This window comes from Pimelobacter simplex, from assembly GCF_024662235.1.
Classification (GTDB): Bacteria; Actinomycetota; Actinomycetes; order Propionibacteriales; family Nocardioidaceae; genus Nocardioides.
In genome coordinates this window covers 278,687-298,542 of sequence record NZ_CP096276.1, presented here as the reverse complement: position 1 = coordinate 298,542, position 19,856 = coordinate 278,687, and the positions used below count along the sequence as shown (strand labels likewise).

General features: G+C 73.7%; 17 protein-coding genes. 3 read left to right on the top strand and 14 right to left on the bottom strand.

Annotated features, from left to right (window positions below):
* Positions 1–25 precede the first annotated feature (25 nt).
* Positions 26–1,306, top strand: coding sequence for an adenylate/guanylate cyclase domain-containing protein (locus M0M48_RS01440; protein ID WP_257754102.1), 1,281 nt, complete (start codon positions 26–28; stop codon positions 1,304–1,306).
* Between the two features lie 170 nt (positions 1,307–1,476).
* Here the strand turns inward: M0M48_RS01440 and M0M48_RS01435 are convergent, their stop codons facing one another.
* From M0M48_RS01435 to trpS, 9 genes are all read right to left on the bottom strand, one after another.
* Positions 1,477–3,450, bottom strand: coding sequence for a bifunctional copper resistance protein CopD/cytochrome c oxidase assembly protein (locus M0M48_RS01435; RefSeq protein ID WP_308220359.1), 1,974 nt, complete (start codon positions 3,448–3,450; stop codon positions 1,477–1,479).
* Entirely contained in the window at positions 3,447–4,028 is a 582-nt protein-coding gene (locus M0M48_RS30835) for a copper resistance CopC family protein (RefSeq protein ID WP_215816577.1), read from the bottom strand. Before M0M48_RS30835 ends, M0M48_RS01435 begins: the two co-directional genes overlap by 4 nt.
* Complete coding sequence (locus M0M48_RS01425; RefSeq protein ID WP_257754101.1) at positions 4,025–5,320, bottom strand: Dyp-type peroxidase; 1,296 nt, start codon at positions 5,318–5,320, stop codon at positions 4,025–4,027. Before M0M48_RS01425 ends, M0M48_RS30835 begins: the two co-directional genes overlap by 4 nt.
* A complete protein-coding gene (locus M0M48_RS01420; protein ID WP_257754100.1) occupies positions 5,320–5,859 on the bottom strand; it encodes a copper chaperone PCu(A)C in 540 nt (179 codons plus the stop codon). Before M0M48_RS01420 ends, M0M48_RS01425 begins: the two co-directional genes overlap by 1 nt.
* Positions 5,860–5,924: 65 nt before the next feature.
* The gene (locus M0M48_RS01415) at positions 5,925–6,533 is read right to left on the bottom strand and encodes a hypothetical protein (RefSeq protein ID WP_215816580.1); all 609 of its coding nucleotides are present in this window, start codon (positions 6,531–6,533) and stop codon (positions 5,925–5,927) included.
* Positions 6,534–6,538: 5 nt separating this feature from the next.
* Entirely contained in the window at positions 6,539–6,766 is a 228-nt protein-coding gene (locus tag M0M48_RS01410) for an SCO4848 family membrane protein (RefSeq protein WP_215816581.1), read from the bottom strand.
* Positions 6,767–6,801: 35 nt separating this feature from the next.
* Positions 6,802–7,851, bottom strand: a complete 1,050-nt coding sequence (locus M0M48_RS01405) for a YihY/virulence factor BrkB family protein (protein ID WP_257754099.1) — start codon at positions 7,849–7,851, stop codon at positions 6,802–6,804.
* The gene (locus M0M48_RS01400) at positions 7,848–8,354 is read right to left on the bottom strand and encodes a 2'-5' RNA ligase family protein (RefSeq protein WP_215816582.1); all 507 of its coding nucleotides are present in this window, start codon (positions 8,352–8,354) and stop codon (positions 7,848–7,850) included. The genes M0M48_RS01405 and M0M48_RS01400 overlap by 4 nt, the downstream gene beginning before the upstream one ends.
* Positions 8,354–9,442, bottom strand: a complete 1,089-nt coding sequence (gene trpS / locus M0M48_RS01395) for a tryptophan--tRNA ligase (protein ID WP_257754098.1) — start codon at positions 9,440–9,442, stop codon at positions 8,354–8,356. The genes M0M48_RS01400 and trpS overlap by 1 nt, the downstream gene beginning before the upstream one ends.
* Before the next feature lie 75 nt (positions 9,443–9,517).
* Here trpS and M0M48_RS01390 point away from each other — a divergent pair, with 75 nt between their 5' ends.
* Positions 9,518–10,180, top strand: coding sequence for a DUF4328 domain-containing protein (locus M0M48_RS01390; RefSeq protein ID WP_257754097.1), 663 nt, complete (start codon positions 9,518–9,520; stop codon positions 10,178–10,180).
* Here the strand turns inward: M0M48_RS01390 and M0M48_RS01385 are convergent.
* The 4 genes from M0M48_RS01385 to M0M48_RS01370 all read right to left on the bottom strand — a co-directional run bounded on the left by M0M48_RS01385 (position 10,134) and on the right by M0M48_RS01370 (position 17,872).
* Positions 10,134–11,417, bottom strand: coding sequence for an MFS transporter (locus M0M48_RS01385; protein ID WP_257754096.1), 1,284 nt, complete (start codon positions 11,415–11,417; stop codon positions 10,134–10,136). The genes M0M48_RS01390 and M0M48_RS01385 overlap by 47 nt on opposite strands.
* The gene (locus M0M48_RS01380; RefSeq protein WP_257754095.1) at positions 11,414–14,929 is read right to left on the bottom strand and encodes an ATP-binding cassette domain-containing protein; all 3,516 of its coding nucleotides are present in this window, start codon (positions 14,927–14,929) and stop codon (positions 11,414–11,416) included. The genes M0M48_RS01385 and M0M48_RS01380 overlap by 4 nt, the downstream gene beginning before the upstream one ends.
* Positions 14,930–15,014: 85 nt before the next feature.
* Positions 15,015–15,647, bottom strand: a complete 633-nt coding sequence (locus M0M48_RS01375) for a DNA alkylation repair protein (protein WP_256448630.1) — start codon at positions 15,645–15,647, stop codon at positions 15,015–15,017.
* A 35-nt stretch (positions 15,648–15,682) separates the two neighbouring features.
* A complete protein-coding gene (locus M0M48_RS01370) occupies positions 15,683–17,872 on the bottom strand; it encodes an NADP-dependent isocitrate dehydrogenase (protein WP_257754094.1) in 2,190 nt (729 codons plus the stop codon).
* A 182-nt stretch (positions 17,873–18,054) separates the two neighbouring features.
* On the opposite strand from M0M48_RS01370, the gene M0M48_RS01365 reads away from it, so the two are divergent.
* Positions 18,055–19,119 carry an aquaporin gene (locus M0M48_RS01365; RefSeq protein ID WP_257754093.1) on the top strand — a complete coding sequence of 355 codons (1,065 nt, stop codon included), beginning with the start codon at positions 18,055–18,057 and terminating at the stop codon, positions 19,117–19,119.
* 78 nt (positions 19,120–19,197) lie between these two features.
* Here M0M48_RS01365 and M0M48_RS01360 read toward each other — a convergent pair whose 3' ends face one another.
* Positions 19,198–19,818 (bottom strand): hypothetical protein, encoded by a 621-nt coding sequence (locus tag M0M48_RS01360; protein ID WP_257754092.1) that lies wholly within the window; start codon positions 19,816–19,818, stop codon positions 19,198–19,200.
* Between the last annotated feature and the right edge of the window lie 38 nt (positions 19,819–19,856).

The window sequence follows — 19,856 nt, the reverse complement described above, 5'->3', positions numbered from 1 at the left end:
CGCCCGGTTCTGGCATCCTGCGGTCATGGGGGCCAGCCTGATCCGCGCGTGGGTGCACGAGCGGCACGCGCAGCTGCACATGAAGCGGTGGATGCTGGAGTTCGACCAGCCCGCCGCCGAGCGCGACTTCCGCGCGTACGACGACGACAACGGCCTGCGCGCGGCCCGGTTCGCGCTGGTGGTCGGCGTCCTCTTCACGACCGCGTACGGCGCCGTGGACGCCCTCGTGCTCACCGACGGCCTGCTCGCGGCGTCCCTGATCCGGCTGGCGCTGGTGCTCGTGTTCATCGGGTCCGGGCTGACCCTGCGCCTGCCGGTGGTGCGCCGGCACCTCCAGGTGGGCTCGGTGCTGCTGCTGAGCCTGCTGCTGCTGGGCCTGGGGCCGGCGCTGGCGGCGGTGGGTGACTTCCCGACGGAGTACCTGCGGACGTCGGCGACGATCACCCTGCTGGGAGCGATCGGGCTGCTCCGGCTGCGGATGCACGCGGTGGTGGCGACGATCGCGGTCTTCGTCGCGGTGGGCCTGACGCTGCCGGGGGCGCTGGGCGGGGTCGATGCGCTGGGGTCGCACGTGGCGCCGACGGTGGGGATCGCGGCGATCGCGTGGGTGGTGGCCTATGCGCTGGAGCGGTTGCGGCGTACCGACTTCCAGCGCCAGCGGGAGGTCGAGCAGGAGCGGGCGCGCTCCGAGGAGATCCTGCACAACGTGCTGCCGGTGCCGATCGCGCAGCGGCTGCGCACCGAGCGGGGGGCGATCGCCGACTCGGCGCCGAGCGTGAGCGTGCTGTTCTCCGACATCGTCGGCTTCACGCCGGTCTCCGAGGCGCTCACGCCCGAGGAGCTGGTGGCGCTGCTCGACACGATGTTCCGCGAGTTCGACGCGCTGTGCGACCGGCGCGGCATCGAGAAGATCAAGACCGTGGGCGATGCCTACATGGCCGTCGCCGGGCTGCCCACGCCGGACGACGACCACGCGGCGTCGCTGGCCGAGCTGGCGCTCGACATGCAGCGCACCCTGGCCCGCCTCTCCCCCACCTGGCCGAGCCCGATCGCGATGCGGATCGGCATCGCGTCGGGGCCCGTCGTGGCCGGGGTGATCGGCCAGCGCAAGTTCACCTACGACCTGTGGGGCGACACGGTCAACACGGCCAGCCGCATGGAGTCGCACGGCCGGCCGCACCGGATCCAGGTCTCGGCGGCCACGCACGCGCTGCTCGAGACCCGCTACGCGTTCAGCGACCCGCAGGTGGTCGACGTCAAGGGCAAGGGGCCGATGACGACGTACTACCTGCTGGGGGCGACCTAGGGCGTGTCTCTCGAGTCCGCGCCGTCGCGAGCGGCGTTTGCGGCCGATCTGGCAAGGCGGAGCAGCGAAGGCGGGCCGACGGCGGGGCCGATAGTGGGTCGAGTCTGGGACAACGCCGCCAGATCGAGTCGCAAACGTCGCGCAGCAGGCGGGGACTCGAGAGACACGACCTAGCCCTTCGAGGCCCGCTTCAGCATCTCGTTGTACGCCGCCAGCTCGGCGTCGCCGTCGCGGTCGGCCGCGCGGTCGCGCCGCTTGGCCTCACGCTCGTCGTCGCGCCACCACTGGATGACGAGCACGACGATGACCATGACCATCGGGATCTCGCCGAGGGCCCAGTTCATGGCGCCCGCGAGGTGCTGGTCGTCGAGCAGGCTCGGCACGTAGGGGGCGTCGATCAGCCGGAAGTACTCGGCGCCGATGATCCGCTCGGAGCCCATCACGCTGATCGAGAAGAACGCGTGGAAGGGCATCGTGACGAGCAGCAGCATCAGCCGCCCGACGTACGACGTGCCGCCGCCGGGCCGGTCGCCGATGAGCACCTCGAAGAAGACGAGCCCCGCCGCCAGGAAGTGCAGCTCCATGGCGAGGTGACCGAGGTGGTTGCGCATGAGGACGTCGAAGAGGCTGCTGAAGTAGACGACGTACAGGCTGCCGACGAGGAGCAGCGCCGCGGTGACCGGGTGCAGCACGAGGTGCGCGAGCCGCGAGTCGAGGGCGGCGGCGAGCAGCTGGCGCGGCCCGGTGCCGCCGGGGACGTCGCTGCCGGGCAGCGCGCGCAGCGCGAGCTGGAGCGGGCGGCCCGAGACGAGCAGGATCGGCGCGACCATCGACAGCGCCATGTGCGCGGCCATGTGAGCGCTGAACATGACGCCGGAGTAGGTCCCGAGGCCGCCGAAGGTGGCGTAGCCGACGACGGCGAGCCCGGCGAACCAGGTGATCGTGCGGCCCAGCGACCAGTGGTCGCCGCGGCGGCGCAGGGCGACGATCCCGGCGAGGTACGCCGCCGCGCCGAGGCCGACGACGAGGAAGCCCAGGCCCGAGGGGGTGAACGACCACAGCAGCCGCCCGAACGTCGGCGCGGGCGGGAGCGGGCCGCCGAGGAGGCCCTCGGCGAGCGAGGTGTAGAGGTTCTCGGGCGCCGGCGGCGGGGTCCGGGAGAGGCCGACGCCGGCGCCGACGGCCACGGCCATCACGAGCAGCTCGAGGCCGGTCAGGCGCAGCAGCACCACCCAGTCGGGCGCCTCGCCGGCGATCACGCGGCGGCGCAGGGTCAGGCCGATCAGGCCGACGACGACGATCACGGCGGTCTTGACCAGCACCCCGGCGCCGTACGCCGAGAGGAGGTCGGCGGGGCGTTCGAGCCGCACCCAGGCGCTCACCACGCCCGAGACGGTGGTCAGCCCCAGGCACCAGCCGGCGAGCGCGGAGAACCGGTGCAGCGCCCGGTCGCGCACCTTGGTCGCGAGCGCGAGGTGCCACCACAGGGCGAGCACGCCGGCGATCCAGACCACCGCGGTGACCACGTGCACGACCATCGCCACGATGGCGGTGTCGTGGTTGCCCGCCGAGGAGGCGTGCCCGGTGAGGATCGGCGGGACGACGGCGACGAGCGCCAGGCCGAGCAGGACGAGCACACCGCGGGCGGTCAGCACCCAGCGGGCCGCGATGGCGACCACGGCCAGGAGCGCGGCCTGGGCGAGCAGCGCGCGGGGCTGGTCGACGCCGGTGGCGAAGCCGCGCAGCTCGCGCCAGCGGATGTCCCCCACCGGTACGGCGAACTGGTCGGAGTAGGTCAGCACGACCTGGACCAGCGCGACCAGGCACCACCCGGCCGCCAGCCAGCGCACGGGCAGCAGGGCGCGCAGGGCGGTCCCGCCGAGCTCGTTCTCGGGGCGGCGCATGGTGAGCGGCGCGACGAGGAGGCCGGCGACGACGGCGATCGCGAGACCGTCGGAGACCAGGCGCAGGGCCGGGAGCCCCCAGCCGGTCAGCCGGCCGGGGTCGGGCAGGCCGGGGATCGGCTCCTGGGGCGCTCCCCCGCCCGCCACGAGGATGACGAAGGCGACCGCGGCGGCCAGCACCACCGCGGCCCCCAGCGGGGCCGCGAGGCTGCGGCGCTCCCGGACGGCGGGGGCGCTCACCGGGACCGCCGCCGGCTCCACAGGAGCAGCCCACCGGCCACCGCGAACAGGGCGACCGCGACGCCCACCTGGACCTGGCCCAGCGAGAGGCCGCCGTCGCCGTCGGCACCGTCGTCGCGGGCGTCGGGCGTCCGGCTGGACCCGGCGGGGTCCGGCGTCGCGGCATCGGCCGGGGCCGAGGCCGAGGGGCCCTTCTCGTCGAGCGGCCCGTCGCCGACCACGAACACGATCCGGCCGGTGACCGGGTGCCCGTCCTCGGAGACGACCCGGAAGGCGGCGCTGTAGGTGCCCTCGGGGGCGGACCCGCCCAGCGCCACGCTCACCACGGCGTCGTCGATGCGGACCTCGCCCTGGTCGGCCCGGGAGCCGTCCGGCGCGGTGACCACGACGTACGCCGGCGCGCTGATCGGCTCGCTGAACTCGAGCCGGACCTGCGCGGGCAGGGCGTCGAACCGCTGCCCGGCCGCCGGGTCGCTGGAGACCAGCGACGCGTGCGCCGAGGCGGGCAGGTTCCAGCCCGCCGCCAGGACGGCGACGAGCGCCGTGGCGAGCGCGGCGAGCCGCGCGTGCTTCCTCATGATGGTGACTTCTCCCCCGGGGTGTCGCTGGTGGTGCCGGTGGTGCCGGTGGTGCTGGTGCCTTCGAGCAGCTGCTGGCCCACGTACCCACCTTGCGGTGCGGCAGGCGGGATCGCATAGACGGCGGACCCGATCGCGACCACCCACTCGTTGAGCCGGTCGAGCTCGTCGAGGCGGCGCTGGATGGGCACGAACTGCCGGGCCGGGTCCGCGGCGAACGCCAGGAACACCAGTCCGCTGTCCTCCCCGGTGCTGCGGGCCGGGTCGGGCTCGGCATAGCTGTAGGCGCGGCGCAGGAAGCGCTCGCGCCGGTCGTCGCTGCGCGCCCGGGCGATGTGGCTGGCCGGGTCGATCACCGGGAAGCCGAACCGGTCGGTGGCGGCGAAGTCCGGCTCGTCGAACTCCTGCTTCCCGGTTAGCGGCGCACCGGTGTCGAGCCGGCGGCCGACCACGACCTCACGGCCGACCCGGTCGACCCGGTCCCACTTGTCGAGCTGCATCCGGATCCGGCGTACGACGAGGAAGGTGCCGCCCGCGAACGCCGGGTCGCCCGCGGCCCACACGAGCCCGTCGAAGTCCGGCTCGGCCGGCGCGAGGTTGACCGTCCCGTCGACCTGACCCATCAGGTTGCGCATCGTGGTGCCGTCGGGGACGGTGCCGCGCGCGGTGCGGAAGCCGCTCTGGATCCAGTGCACCTCGGCGAAGGTGCGGGCGTCCTTGACGAGCATCCGCCGGGCGTGGGCGAGCGTGGTCGGGTCGTCGCAGCAGATCTGGGCGACGACATCGCTCTGGCCCCAGCGCGGGTCGAGCCGGTCCCGGTCGAACGCCGGCAGCTCGTCGAGGCGGGGCCGCCGGGCCGCCGGCACGAGCTCGCGCAGCACCCGCGGCCCGAAGCCGAAGGTGACCGTCAGCCGGGCCGGGTGCGCGGCGAGCTCGGGCTCGGTGTCGGCCAGCGCCGCCGTCCCGGTCGCGAGCCGGGCGGCGTCGTCGCTGAGCAGGCGCATCATCCGGGTCAGCCCGACCGCGCCCGCGCCCGGGCGCAGGTTCCAGCCGACCAGGGCGAGGTGGGCCTGGGGCGCCGTGTCGACCCCGGGCTGGTGGGTGCCGACGACCGGCACGGTCTCCGCGCCCGCGGACGGGCCGACCACGCGGGTCGGACCGTCCGGGGGCGCCGCTGCGGCGGAGCCGTTCGCCACGAGGGCGGACGCGCTCCACCCGGCACCGGCACCGCCGAACGCGGCGGCGCCGGTGCGGAGGACGCGCCGGCGGTCCCACCGGGGACCGCCGGCCATCAGCTCTCGCCGCCGCTCTGGTACTTCTCGTCGGCGCCGTCGAAGGCCTTGACGGTGGCCTCGACCTCGGTGCTCGTCCCGTCGCCGAGGGTGAGCGTGATCGTCACCGTGCTGCCCGCCTCCAGGGGCTTGGTGAGCCCCATGAGCATGAGGTGGTCGCCGCCGGGCTGGAGCGTGAGCGAGCCGCCGGCCGGGATGACGAAGCCGCCCTCCTTGGGCCGCATCGCCATCGAGCCGTCCTCGTTCTCGACGGTCTCGTGCAGCTCGGTCATCTCGTTGACGTCGGTGCTCGCCGAGGCGACCGTGAGGTCGCTGGTGCCCTCGTTGACGAGGGTCCCGAAGGCCGCGGTCATGCCGCTGGGGGCGGCCTTGACCCACGGGTCGGTCACGGTGAGCGCGGCCTCGGCCGTGGTGGGGCTGCCGCTGGTCGGGCTGCCCGAGGGCGCCTGGTCGCGGGCGTCCTCGGTCCCGCTGCCGCAGGCGGCGAGCGCGGGGACGAGGGCGGCGGTCAGGACCGCCGCGCAGAGGTGCTTCTTCATGAGTTCGGTTCCGTTCGGTGGGCGCGCGTCAGCGCGCGGGAAGAGGCGCGCGCGCCACCGAAGGGTCAGCGTGCGACGCCGGGAAGGGCGAGGGTCGAGCCCCACCGCGGCGGGGCCCGGGGCCGGCCGGTCCGGACGGCGAGCCGGCCGCGCAGCCGGCGTACCCGGACCAGGACGCGGGCCCGGTAGCCGACGACGGGGGCCACGACCGCGAGCAGCAGCGGCAGCAGCCAGCCGGCCGCGGCCCGGACGACGTCGAGCGCGGCCCGGTCGATCCCGGCGGCGACGGCGACGGTCGCGATCGCGACCAGGGCGTGCAGGGCGAACATCGCCGGGGACGGCGCCGCGGGCCCGGCCAGCGACGTCCCGGCGTGGTGGCCGTGGGCGTGCTCGCCGGCGGGCGCCATCATCAGGCACAGGTGACCGAGCGCCTGGGCGACGAGCGCGGTCGCCCCGATCCGGGGCAGCCCGACCGCGTCACCGGGGGTCAGCACCACCGCCATCGGCAGCGCCACGGCGGTCACCACCAGCCCGGGAACCAGCTCGACCGAGCCGCCCGCCGCCACGTGCGCGACGAGGGCGCCGAAGGCCGCCACGCAGCCCGCGACGGCGCCGCGGACCTGCCGGAAGCGCCGGGCGCGCGCCCGTGCCCGTGCGGCAGGTCCGGAGGTCATCGGGCTCAGGCGTCCTTGGACGCGCGCAGCGCCTTCCAGCCCAGCGAGCCGAGGAGGCCGGCGATCACGAAGTTCACGACGATGAGGACGGTGTGGGCGACCCAGTAGCCGGTCGCCCGGTCCTCACCGGCGTCGTAGGCCTGGTAGAGGTTCTTGGCGAAGTTGCCGAAGGAGAAGACGTTCCAGGCGGCCACGGCCAGGAGCAGGAGGGCGTGCTTGCGCTCGAACTTCACCGGGCCAGTGTCCCAGACCGCTCCACGCGCCGCTCTCACGGCCGCCGGCGGCGGCCCAGGAGTGTGAGCAGGACCCCAAGCGCGCCTCCGGCGAGGAACGACGCCAGCCGGGGCAGGGGCGGCGCCGGGGGTGCCGGCTCGCCCACGCCGCCCGGCCGGGGTGTCGAGGCCGCGGCGATGGCCGCGGCGGCGGGCGCCGGCGCCGGCGGGCGCTCGGCCAGCGGGCTGGTCTGGGCCCACGCAGCGGCGTAGAGGACGACCCGGGAGAAGTAGTTGATCCAGACCAGCAGGATCAGCGCGATCCCGAACGCCTGGAAGGCCGGCTGCCCGCGGGTGCCGGTCAACAGCAGCCCGGAGAGCTGCTTGAGCACCTCGAACCCGATCGCGCCGAGCCAGGCCCCCGACCACAGCGCGCGCGAGGGCAGCGGCGGGCGGGCCAGCAGCCGGAACATCAGGAAGAACAGCAGGGCCGAGGCGGCCAGGCCGAGGGCCAGCGCGACCAGGGTCACCAGCCAGCCCAGCTCGGCGCCGACGTGGAGGACGTCGAGCACGGCCCGCGAGGTCCGGGTCAGGACCGCCGAGAGGCCGACGCTGGAGAGCAGCACCACCCCCAGCACGGCCAGGCTGACCAGGTCGCGGACCTTGCCGATCACGAAGTTGGGGCGCAGCCGCGCGGGCAGCTCGAAGATCACCACGAGCGCCGACTGCAGCGAGGAGAGCCAGCCGAGGCCGGCGTACAGGACGCCGAGGAGACCGATCAGCCCGACCGTGCCGGCCGCGTTCTGGACGTCGGCGATGTTGACCTGGCCGTCGCCGCCGCCGACCAGACCCGGGAGGACCTCGTTGATCGCCTTCTCCAGCGACTCGTTCGCATCGGGGAAGACGTCGGCGATGTAGCCGACGGCGAAGAAGGCCAGCGCCAGGATCGGGAAGACCGACAGGAACCCGAAGTAGGTCACCCCGCCGGCCTGCTGGCTGCCCTGGACGGCGCTGTAGTGCTCCTGCATCCGGACCGCGTGGTCGACGAGCGGCCACCGGTCGCGGGCGTCCGCGACCTTCGCCTTCACTCGCTCGACCAGGCTCATGACAGCGCGAAGGTGCGGGTGGCCCGCCAACCCTCCTGCTCGTCATGGACGTAGAGGTGGAAGTCGGTGACCTCGAACGAGCACTCGAACTCGGCGAGGTCGGCGAACGCCCGGTCGAGGGTCGGGTCGTCGAGGTGGTGGGCGATGGTGACGTGCGGGTGGTACGGGAAGTGCAGCTCGACGGCGAGCGGCCCCTGCCGTACGGCGTCGGCGAGCTGCTCGCACTGGGAGATCCCCTCGGCGAGGCTCACGAAGACGACGGGCGACACGGGCCGGAAGGTACCCGTCCCGCGCAGATGCACACGGAAGGGCGCGACCTGGGCCGCGGCGGTCTCCAGGTGCGCCTCGATCTCGTCGAGCCCGCCGGCCACCTCGGTGGGCGGGATCAGCGTGACGTGGCTCGGGACGCCCTCGGCGGTCGGGTCGCCGATGCGCAGCCGGTAGTCGTAGAGCTCGGAGGCCCACGGCTCCGGTATCGCGATGGCGACGCCGATCACCGGCATCAGGAGCCCTCCGTGCGGCGCGCGACGGGCGCCACGAACCCGACCCGCTGGTAGACGTCCTTCAGCGTCGCCTCGGCGACCGCACCGGCGGTCTCGGCGCCCTGGGCGAGCACCTGCATCAGGTAGTCCTGGTTGTCGAGGAGCTCCAGGGTGCGCTCCCGGAAGGGCGTCACGAAGCCGACGACCACCTCGGCGAGGTCCTTCTTGAGGTCGCCGTACATCTTGCCGGCGTACTGCTCCTCGAGAGCGGGCACGGCCTCGCCGGTGAGCGCGGAGTAGATGGTCAGCAGGTTGCTGACACCGGGCTTCTCGGCGAGGTCGAAGCGGATCTCGGTGTCGGAGTCGGTGACCGCCGAGCGGATCTTCTTGGCCGTGGCCTTGGGGTCGTCGAGCATCTCGATGATGCCGTTGGGCGCGGAGCCCGACTTGGACATCTTCTTGGTCGGCTCCTGCAGGTCGTAGATCTTGGCCGTCGACTTGAGGATGTAGGGCTCGGGCAGCCGGAAGGTCTTCTTGAACCGGCTGTTGAACCGCTGGGCCAGGTCGCGGGTCAGCTCGAGGTGCTGGCGCTGGTCCTCGCCGACCGGGACGTAGTGGGGCCGGTAGAGCAGGATGTCGGCCGCCATCAGGATCGGGTAGGCGAACAGCCCGACGCTCGCCGCGCCCTCGCCGCCCTTGGCCGACTTGTCCTTGAACTGGGTCATCCGGCGCGCCTCGCCGAACCCGGTCAGCCCGTTGAGCACCCAGCCGAGCTGGGCGTGGGCGGGCACGTGGCTCTGGACGAAGATCGCCGAGCGCTCCGGGTCGACGCCCGCCGCGAGCAGCTGGGCCGCACCCCGCAGCGTCCGCTCGCGCAGCAGCTTGGGGTCCCAGTCGACGGTGATCGCGTGCTGGTCGGCGATGAAGAAGAACGGCTGGTGGTCACGCTGCAGGTCCACCCACTGCCGGACCGCGCCCATGTAGTTGCCGAGGTGGAAGGAGTCGGCGGTCGGCTGGATGCCGGAGAGGACGCGCGGGCGCGCGGCTCCCTCGGGCGCGGCCGGCTGCGCGGTCTCCGGCACGGGCGGGTGCTCGGTGGTGGCGGACATGGGAGGGATTGTCTCAGGCCGGGCGTTCTCCGCGTAAAGCCCCCGCCCTCCGACCGCCGCACCTACACTCCGGCCATGCTCCCGCCCCACTCCCCGGCGCGGATCGCGCCGACCGGCCTCGCCGCGGCGACGGTCGCGCTCACGGGCGTCGTCGCCCTGACCCAGGTGATCCGGGCGCTGGGCGCCGTCGAGGCGCGGCGGCTGCAGGAGGCTGCCGTCGAGATCGGCGCGGACCCGGCCATGCTCACCACGACCTACGACCGGACGGCGTGGGTGATGGGGCCGCTGCTCGTGGCGGCGTGGGTGGTCGGCTGCCTCTGGCTCCAGCGGGCCCGCGACAACGCCCAGGCGATCAGCCCAGGGGTCCGGCAGCGCCGGCAGCGGGCGTGGATCTGGTTCGGCTGGTGGGTGCCGTTCGCGAACCTGTTCGTGCCCTACCAGCTGGTCAAGGATGTGCAGCGCGCGAGCGTCCCGCCCGGGCGCGAGGCCGGGCTCGGCTGGTGGTGGGCCGCCTGGCTGGTGTTCCTCGTCCTCCCGATGCCGATCTCCGGCGGCGAGGACTGGCAGGAGTCGCCGGACCTGATCGACCTCGTGGTCACGGTCGAGGGGGTGGCCGCCGTCGCGGCCCTCGTCGGCGGCGCGCTGTGGTGCCGCGCCGTGCTGCGGATCACTGGCGGCCAGGAGGAGGCACTCAGGGGGCCGGCGCCGGCTCCGCAGCCGCTGCTCGGCGGTGGGTGAGCGCCGAGACCAGCAGGATCGCCGTACCGACGGCGGCGAGGACGGCGCCGACGAGCGCCGGGGCCCGGTAGCCGTGACCGGCGGCGATGACCAGGCCGCCGAGCCAGGCGCCGAGGGCGTTGGCGATGTTGAGGGCGGCGTGGTTCATCGCGGCGCCGAGGGTGACCGCGCCACCGGCGACGTCCATCAGGCGCAGCTGGAGGTTGACCACGAGCACCGAGCCGGTCGCGGTCACCAGGAAGGCGACCGGCAGCAGCAGCCAGCCGTGGGGCGCGGCGACGTAGTAGACGAGCATGAGCACGATGCCGGTCGCACCGGAGAGCAGCAGGCTGCGGAAGACCGACCAGGCGGCGAGCTCGCCGGCCAGCCAGGTGCCGGCGACCATGCCGAGGCCGAGGGCGAGCACGAAGAAGGGCACCGTGCCGCGGTCGAGCCCGCCGACGACGGTGACGGTCTTGGCGATGTAGGAGTAGACGGCGAACATCCCGCCGAAGCCGACCGCGCCGACGGCCATGGTGAGCCAGACCTGGAGGCTGCCGAAGAACTCGCGGGCCTCCTTGCGGCCGCTCGCCTCGGAGTCCCCCGGCACGGACGGCACGGCGGCGAGGACGAGCAGGGCGGTGACGACGGCGAGCAGCCCGCCGAGCAGGTACGTCGAGCGCCAGCCGACCTGCTGGCCGAGGAAGGTGGCCAGCGGGACGCCGACGACATTGGCGACCGAGAGCCCCAGCATCACGCTCGCGACCGCCCGGCCACGGCGCTCGGGGGTGACCAGGCTGGCCGCGACGAGGCTGGCGACACCGAAGTAGGCGCCGTGCGGCAGGCCGTCGAGGAAGCGGGCCGCGGTGAGCACCTCGAAGGTGGGCGCGGCGGCGCTGAGCAGGTTGAACGCGGCGTACGCCGCCATCAGGCCCACGAGCATCGCCCGGCGCGGCAGCGCCGCACCGAAGAACGCCAGGATCGGGACGCCGACCACCACGCCGATGGCGTAGGCCGAGATGATGTGGCCCGCGGCCGGCACCGAGACGTCGACCCCGTCGGCGACCTCGGGCAGCACGCCCATCGTCATGAACTCGGTGGTGCCGATGGTGAATCCACCGACCGCCAGGGCCAGGATCGCCAGCCCGGGACGGTGGTGGGCGACCTCGGGCTCGGTGCGGGCCTCGGTCGAGGTCGTCGGTGCTGAAGTCACGTGAGGCTGCAACCCCGCACCGGTGCCCGCGTATTCCTCGCTCACCCGGCCAAGTGTCCCCACTCGGTCACGAGGTCCGACCAGGGGCCCTCCGCGGCGACCCTTCCGTCGACCAGGACGACGACCCGGTCGGCCTGGGCCAGCGCCGCCCGCTTGGAGGTCGCCCCGATCACCGTGGTGTGCCGCTCGCGCAGCGCCGCCCACAGCTCGATCTCGGTCGCGGCGTCGAGTGCGCTCGACACGTCGTCGGCGAGCAGCAGCTCGGCGTCGGCGGCGAGCGCCCGGGCCAGCGCCAGGCGCTGCACCTGGCCGCCGGAGAGGCGGACGCCGCGGTGCCCGATGACCGCGTCGGGTCCGCCGGCGTCGGCGACGTCGGCGGTGAGCCGGGCGGTGGCCAGCGGCTGGTCGATGGGCCGGTCGTGACCGAGCAGGATGTTGTCGGCGAACGTGCCCGACAGCACCCGCGGCACCTGGGCGACGTGGGCGACCTGGCTGGGGCGCAGGAAGGTCTCGGGGTCCGCGACCTCCTCGCCGTTCCAGCGCAGCGAGCCGCGGTGGTCGATCAGGCCGGCCAGCGAGGACAGCAGGCTCGACTTGCCCGAGCCGACCTGGCCCACGAGCAGCACGAGCTCGCCGCGGGCCACGCTGAGCGTGACCCGGTCGGCGCCGACCGTGCCGTCGTCGTGGACGGCGACGTAGTCGTGGAGCTCGAGCCGGTCGAGGCGGACCCGTCCGGGCGCGACCGGGTCGGGCGCCGTACCGGCGACCAGGTCGACGTCGGCGGGGACGTCCATCAGGTCGGTGCCGCCGGCGAACTCCGAGGTGACCTGCTGCCAGGCGCGCGTGCCCGGCGCCTCGGTGACCACGGCACCGGCCACCCGGCCGAACCAGTCGAACCCGTTGACCGCGGTGGAGACGAGCAGCGCGGTCGCCAGGCCCCAGACGTCCCAGAGGTAGAGCGCCCAGGAGGCGACGACGCCGACCTGGACCATGACGATCGGTACGCCGTCGAGGACCGCCTGGACGCGGTGCTCGAACACGGCCGCCTCGACCCGGCCGTCGTCGACCTTGCGCAGGTGGGCGTGGACGTGCGGCGTACGCCCGGCCAGCTTGACCGTGCGCGCCGACTCGACGGCCGAGACCACGGCCCGGCCGAACCGGGCCCGCGCGGCCGACGACTGCGCGGCCGAGCGGCCCGCGATCGGGCGGCCGATCGACGAGGCGAGCGCGCTGGTGAGCATGACGACGAGGAGGACCGCGCCGGCCAGCCAGGTGCCGCCGGCGAGCATGGTGATGCCGGCGATGAGCAGGCCGTTGGTGAAGTCGACCCAGCGGTCGGCGTAGCGCGCGTAGCGGTCGGCGTCCATCGACCGCGCGACCACCTCACCGGGAGGCGTGCGCGGCAGCCGGTGTGGGCGGACCTGGCCGAGCAGCACGCTCATCCGCACCCGCAGCATCACCTCGATCCACCACCGCGGGTAGCGGCGGAAGGCGTCGGCGAGCAGGATCGGCGCGACGAGCAGGCTGACCGCGAGGAGCACCGTCAGCGTGGTGACCGACTCCCCCGCCTCGAGCCGTTGGACCACCTGGCCCCAGAGGAAGCCGGTGATCGCGCCGAGCGGGGCGAAGATCGAGCCGCCGAGGAAGAGCACGACCGACCAGGCGCCCCACCACGGGCGGACCCAGAAGGCCTTCCAGGTGCCCTTGGCCAGCGACGAGCCCGCGCCGACCTCGGGGCGCTCCGGCGGCGTACCGGTACGGCGGCGCCCGCCGACCCCGGACGCGTCGGGCTCCGCCTCGGCATCGGGCTCGGGGTCGGCGAAGCCCTCGGTGTCGCTGGCCTCGAGCAGCCGGCGGAAGGGCCCGTCGACCAGGGCGAGCTCGTCGCGCGGGCCGTGCTGGATGACCTGTCCGTGGTCGAGGACGGCGACCGACTCGGCGCGCTCGATCGTGCTGAGCCGGTGGGCGACCAGGATGCCCGTACGCCCGCTGATCAGCCGGTCGGCGGCCGCGACCACACGGGCCTCGGTGACCGGGTCCATCCGCGCCGTGGCCTCGTCGAGGACGACGACCTGGACGTGGCGCACGAGCAGCCGGGCGAACGCGACGAGCTGCTCCTCGCCGGCCGACAGCATGGTGCCGCCGGGGCCGAGCAGCGTGTCGAGGCCGTCGGGCAGGCCCGCGACCCAGTCGGTGAGGCCGAGCTCGTCGACGGCGGCCTCGACTTCCGCGCGGGGCACCGGCGCGAACAGCGCGATGTTGTCGGCGAGCGTGCCGGCCAGGATCTCGGTGCGCTGGGTGACCACGCCGACCCGGCGGCGCAGCTCGTGCAGGTCGAGGGCGGTGATGTCGGCCCCGCCGAGGAAGATCGTGCCCGGCGGCGGCTCGGCCGCGCGCGAGAGCAGCGAGGCGAGGGTCGACTTGCCCGAGCCGGTGCGGCCGACCAGGGCGAGGGTGTGCCCGGCCTCGACGTAGAGGTCGACATCGCGCAGCGCGAACGAGCCCTCGACGTAGGAGAAGTCGAGGTGCCGGATGCGCAGGTCGAGCGCCCCGCCGGGGACCGGCTCGCCGCCGACCGGCTCGGCCTCGACGGCGAGCAGCTGGCGCAGCCGCAGCACCGCGCCCAGGCCCGCCTGGATGTCGGGGAGCTGGTGGGCGAGGTTGTTGATCTGGCCCACGAAGATCGTGGTCACCAGGAAGAGCGTCACCAGCCGGGCCACGCCCAGGTGGTCGCCGCTGACCAGCAGCACGCCGGCGATCGCGATCGCGACGAGCAGGCCGTGCAGCATCAGACCCACCCGCACGGCGAGGCGCGCCTCGACGACGAGGACCCGGCGGAACTTCTCGTGGACGTCGGCCGAGAGCCGCGCGAGCCGCCGTACGGCGAACGCCTGGCCCAGGCTCGTGCGCAGGTCGTCGCGGCCCGCGACGCCCTCTTCGAGCGCGGCGGCGTGATCGGTCCAGGCCGCCTCCTCGATCACCTTGCGGCGCGCGATCTCGGACAGGTAGGGCCGCATCACCCACACCGCGAGGGCGCCGGTGAGCGGGAACAGCACGAACGCCGGCCACCAGGTGAAGCCGGCGACGAGCCACATCGGCACCGCGGCGAAGGCAGTGCGCATCGCCATCCAGATCTGCTGGCGCAGCAGGGTGCCGACCTCGTGGGTGTCGTCGTCGACGCGGTCGAGGACCTCGCCGACGGCCTGCTCGGTCAGGTGCGGCAGCGGCTGCTGGAGCGCTGCACTGAGCAGGTCACCGCGCAGCCGGCCCTCGGCCCGGTCGACGACACCGGCCCACACGACCCGGCCCGCGGTGTCGACCGCGGCCGCACCCACCACGAAGAACGTCAGCCAGCCCACGAGCGCCGCGGTCGGGTGGTCGGCCAGCCGGCCGGCCACCACCGTGCCCAGCGCCTGGCCCAGCGCGGCGACCGCGACCGCGGACACCGCGAAGCCCGCGGCCGGGGTCCGCAGGCGGCGCCAGTCGACGCGTCGCGCCGGGTCGCCGCTGACGGAGGGCCGGTCGGGAGTCACGGTGCGGGTCAGCGTGCTGGTCATCGTGCCCCAGCCTAGGTTCCGGCACCGACACTTCGCCTCTGAATATCTTCCGGTCGGCGGGCCGTCGCGGGCACGAACGTCCGCCTCAGAGGTGCTTGAGCGCCTCGCGCCGGCTGAGCGGGCTCAGGTCGTGGGCGTCGACGTAGGCGCGCACCCAGTCGGGGTGCACCCGCGCGACCTCGCGCAGCGACCAGCCGATCGCCTTGCGGATGAAGAAGTCCTGGTCGCCCAGGTTGGGCTCGATCAGGGTCGTGAGCAGGTCGCGGTCGACCCGGTCCTTGCGGCCGAGCTGGCTCAGGATGGCCAGCCGGCGCACCCACAGGAAGTCGTCGGTCGACCAGCGCAGGACGGTCTGCGCCGTCTCGGCGGGATGGGCGTCGTGCAGGTCGGCGACCCGGCCCGCGGCCGCGTCGACGTGGTCCCACCAGGCGCCGGTGCGGGCGATGTGCTCGTGGAAGGGCACGAGCGAGAGGTCGCCCTTGAGCGGGCGGAGCGCGAGCAGGGTCTCGGCGGCGTAGCGCTCCTCGCGGTGGGTCGCCTCGTCCCAGAGCTCGCGGGCCGCGGCGACCAGCACGGCCGGCTCACGGATCGCCCGCTCGCGCACGAGTGCCCGGGTGAGCCGGCGCACCTCGGGGTTGCGGACGCCGTAGAAGGGCAGCGCGGACTTCATGTACGCCTGCTGGCCCGGGGCCAGGCGCGGATCGGCCGCGGCCCGCAACGAGGTGCGGACCGCGGCCGGGAGCGAGAGCTCGCTCAGAACGCCGCCAGCGCCTCGTTGAGCGTCGCGCTCGGACGCATCACGGCCGACGTCTTGTCGGCGTCGGGGCGGTAGTAGCCGCCGATGTCGGCGGGGTTGCCCTGGACGGCGATCAGCTCGGCGGCGATCGTGTCCTCGTTGGCCCGCAGGGTCTCGGCGAGCGGCTTGAAGGCCGCGGCGAGCTCGGCGTCCTCGGTCTGGGCCGCGACCTCCTCGGCCCAGTAGAGCGCGAGGTAGAAGTGCGAGCCGCGGTTGTCGGTCGTACCGAGCTTGCGGCCCGGCGAGCGGTCCTCGTTGAGGAAGGTGCCGGTGGCGCGGTCGAGCGCGTCGGCCAGCACCTGCGCGGCCGGGGCGCCGGCCTGCTCGGCGTACTTCTCCAGCGAGGGGACGAGCGCGAAGAACTCACCCAGGCTGTCCCAGCGCAGGTAGTTCTCCTCGACCAGCTGCTGCACGTGCTTGGGCGCCGAGCCGCCCGCGCCGGTCTCGAACAGACCGCCACCGGCGATCAGCGGGACGACGGAGAGCATCTTGGCCGACGTACCGAGCTCGAGGATCGGGAACAGGTCGGTGTTGTAGTCGCGCAGCACGTTGCCGGTCACCGAGATGGTGTCCTCGCCCTTGCGCATCCGCTCCAGCGAGTACGCCGTCGCGAGCGTCGGCGCGAGGATCTCGATGGTCAGGCCCTCGGTGTCGTGCTGGGGCAGGTAGGCGTTGACCTTCTTGATGAGCTCGGCGTCGTGGGCACGCGACTCGTTGAGCCAGAAGATCGCCGGGGTCTGCGAGGCGCGGGCCCGGGTGACGGCCAGCTTGACCCAGTCCTGGACCGGGATGTCCTTGGTCTGGCAGGCGCGCCAGATGTCGCCGGCCTCGACGTCGTGCTCGATGAGCACGTCGCCGTTGGCGGCCAGGACCCGGACGGTGCCGGACTGGGCGATCTCGAAGGTCTTGTCGTGCGAGCCGTACTCCTCGGCCGCCTGCGCCATCAGGCCGACGTTCGGGACGGTGCCGATGGTGGCCGGGTTGAGCGGGCCGTTCTTCTTCACGTCGTCCAGGACGGCCTGGTAGACGCCGGCGTACGACGAGTCCGGGATGACCGCGAGGGTGTCGTCCTCGCCGCCGTCGACGCCCCAGAGGCGGCCGCCGTTGCGGACCAGCGCCGGCATCGACGCGTCGACGATGACGTCGGAGGGGACGTGCAGGTTGGTGATGCCCTTGTCGGAGTTGACGTAGGACAGGCGCGGGCCGGCGGCGAGCGCGGCCTCGAAGGCAGCGTTGATCTCGGCACCGTTCTCCAGGCTGCCGAGGCCGGCCAGGATGGCGCCGAGGCCGTCGTTGGCCGAGAGACCGGCGGCGGCGAGCTGGTCGCCGTACTGGGCGAAGACGTCGGCGAAGTAGGCCTTGACCACGTGGCCGAAGATGATCGGGTCGGAGACCTTCATCATCGTCGCCTTGAGGTGCACCGAGAAGAGCACGTCCTGGGCCTTGGCCTCGGCGAGCGCGTTGGCCAGGAACGCCTGGAGGTAGGACGCCTCCATCTTGGTGGCGTCGACGATCTCGCCGGCGAGGACCTGGAGGCCGTCCTTGAGGACGATGCTCTCGCCGGCCTCGGTCTCGAGCACGATCGAGAGCGTGTCGTCGGCCGCGATGGTCACCGACTTCTCGTTGCTCGCGAAGTCGTGCTCACCCATGGTGGCGACGTTGGTCCGGGAGCCCTCGGCGAACGGCTTGTTCGTGTGGGGGTGGGTCTTGGCGTAGTTCTTGACCGACGCGGGCGCGCGGCGATCGGAGTTGCCCTCGCGCAGGACCGGGTTGACCGCGGAGCCCTTGACCTTGTCGTACTTGGCCCGGATCTCCTTGTCCTCCTCGGTCGCCGGCGCCTCGGGGTAGTCCGGGACGGCGAAGCCCTGCTCCTGCAGCTCCTTGATCGCGGCCTTGAGCTGCGGGATGGAGGCGGAGATGTTGGGGAGCTTGATGATGTTGGCCGCCGGCGTCTTGGCCAGCTCGCCGAGCTCGCTCAGCGCGTCGTCGGCCAGGCCGAACTGCGCGAGGATGCGCGCCGCGACCGAGATGTCCCGCGTCTCGAAGGCGACGCCGGCCTTGGCCGCGTAGGCCTCGACGATCGGCAGGAAGGAGTACGTCGCCAGCAGCGGCGCCTCGTCAGTGTGGGTGTAGATGATGCTCGACATGTCCGGGCGTCACTCCTGAGCGTGGGTGAGATTGCTTGACATCAAGATATCTGACGGAACCCGAACCGGGGAACCCGTGGGCCCCGGCCAGCCTCGCCTCCACGCCCCGGGGCGGTCAATGACTAGGGTGGGACGCACCAACCCGGCTGGTATTTCGGGAGCCGAACCGAGGAGACATCCACATGACGCAAGAAGCAGCGGCCGACGCCGCGACCACCACCCCGCCCACGCTGACCCAGAAGCTCCTCGCCGAGCTGGTCGGCACGTTCGTCCTCGTCTTCGTGGGTTGCGGCGCCGCCGTCACCACGGGCGCCGACATCGCCGCGACCGGACTCGCCTTCGGCATCGCGATCGTGATCATGGCCTACTCCTTCGGGCGTATCTCGGGCGGCCACTTCAACCCCGCCGTCTCGGTGGGCGCTGCCATCGCCGGGCGCATCTCGTGGCGCGAGACGGGCCTGTACTCCGCGGCCCAGATCGTCGGCGGCCTCATCGGCGGCCTCGTCCTCGCCGTCACCCTCCTGGCCGGCGACAGCGGCTGGGAGTTCGGCGACCCGCTCGGCAGCAACGGCTTCGGCGACTTCGGCTTCGCCCTCGGCGGCGCCCTGATCGTCGAGATCGTGCTGACGTTCATCTTCTTGACCGTGATCCTCTCGGTCACCGACGAGCGCAACGACACCGTCGCCTTCGCGCCCCTGGCCATCGGCCTGGCGCTCGCCGCGATCCACTTCGTCGCCATCCCGCTGACCGGCACGTCGGTCAACCCGGCCCGCTCCATCGGCGTGGCCTTCTTCTCCGGCGGCGACGCGATCGCCGACCTGTGGCTGTTCATCGTCGCCCCGCTCATCGGCGGCGCGCTGGCCGGCGTCCTCTACCCGATCCTCTTCGGCCGCGGCGCGGACCCGGTGCCCGGCTCGGGCTTCGGTGGCGGAGCCGGCGGCGCGGTCGCGGTGCCCGGCTTCGGTGCGCCCAACGCCTTCGAGCAGCAGTGGAACCAGCAGCCGGGCGGCTCCGGCCACGCCGCGCAGCCGGGTCAGTTCGGCCAGGCCGGGCAGCACGCCGGTCAGCCGCAGGCGGCCCAGCAGCAGCCGATCATCCAGGACGGCTGGCAGTGGGACCCCGCCGCCCAGCAGTGGATCCCGGCCCAGCAGCAGCCCGCTGCTCCGGCCGCGCCGGCCACCCCGGACCCGCAGTCCGGTTGGGCGCCGCCGCCGGGTGAGCAGACCCAGGTCCGCCCGCCGCAGTAACACTGGCCGAGCGCGGCTCCGGCGCCTGAGGCGGCAGCAAGCTGCCGAGGGGCGCCTCCCGCCGCGCTGCCGGCCTGGTCAACGGGGCTCGTCGTACGCGACGAGCCCCGTTGCGTTCTCCTGGACCAGCCCGACGCCGCGGGCGTAGACCTCGCTCCGGCTCGTGCCGGCGGTGCCGTCGACCTCCAGCACCACCGTGTCGTCGTACGTCGTGAGGGGGACGGTGACCTCCTCGTCGCGGTCCTCGACGGTGCTCACCTCACCGGGCGCGGACCGGTAGCCGTCGCCGACCCGGGGCCGCGCCGGCATCATCAGCCCGGCCTCCGCGCCGGCGGTACCGGCCTGCCACGCGCCGTCGCGGCCGAACCACCACACGTTGCCGGCCCGGTCCTGGGCGAAGTGGTCGCGGGTGGTGGTGCCGTCGGGGGCGGTACGGACCAGGGTGGTCGTCGTGATGCCCTCGATCTCGGGACCGGGGGCGGCCTCGGCGGCCGAGCGGTCGTCGTAGCGCCAGCGGGCGCCGGGCCGCAGCGGGAACCACGGGTTGTCGACGATCCGCACGAAATCGCGGGCCTCGGGCGACGGGGTCGGGACGACCAGACCGTCGACCCCGGTGGGCGGGCTGGGTGCCGCGGCCGAGCCGCAGCCGGCCAGCGCGAGCACCGCACCCGCGGTCGCGGCGGCGAGAAGGATCCGCATGACGCCCATCGTCTCGCACCCGTGCCCGGCTCCCCGCG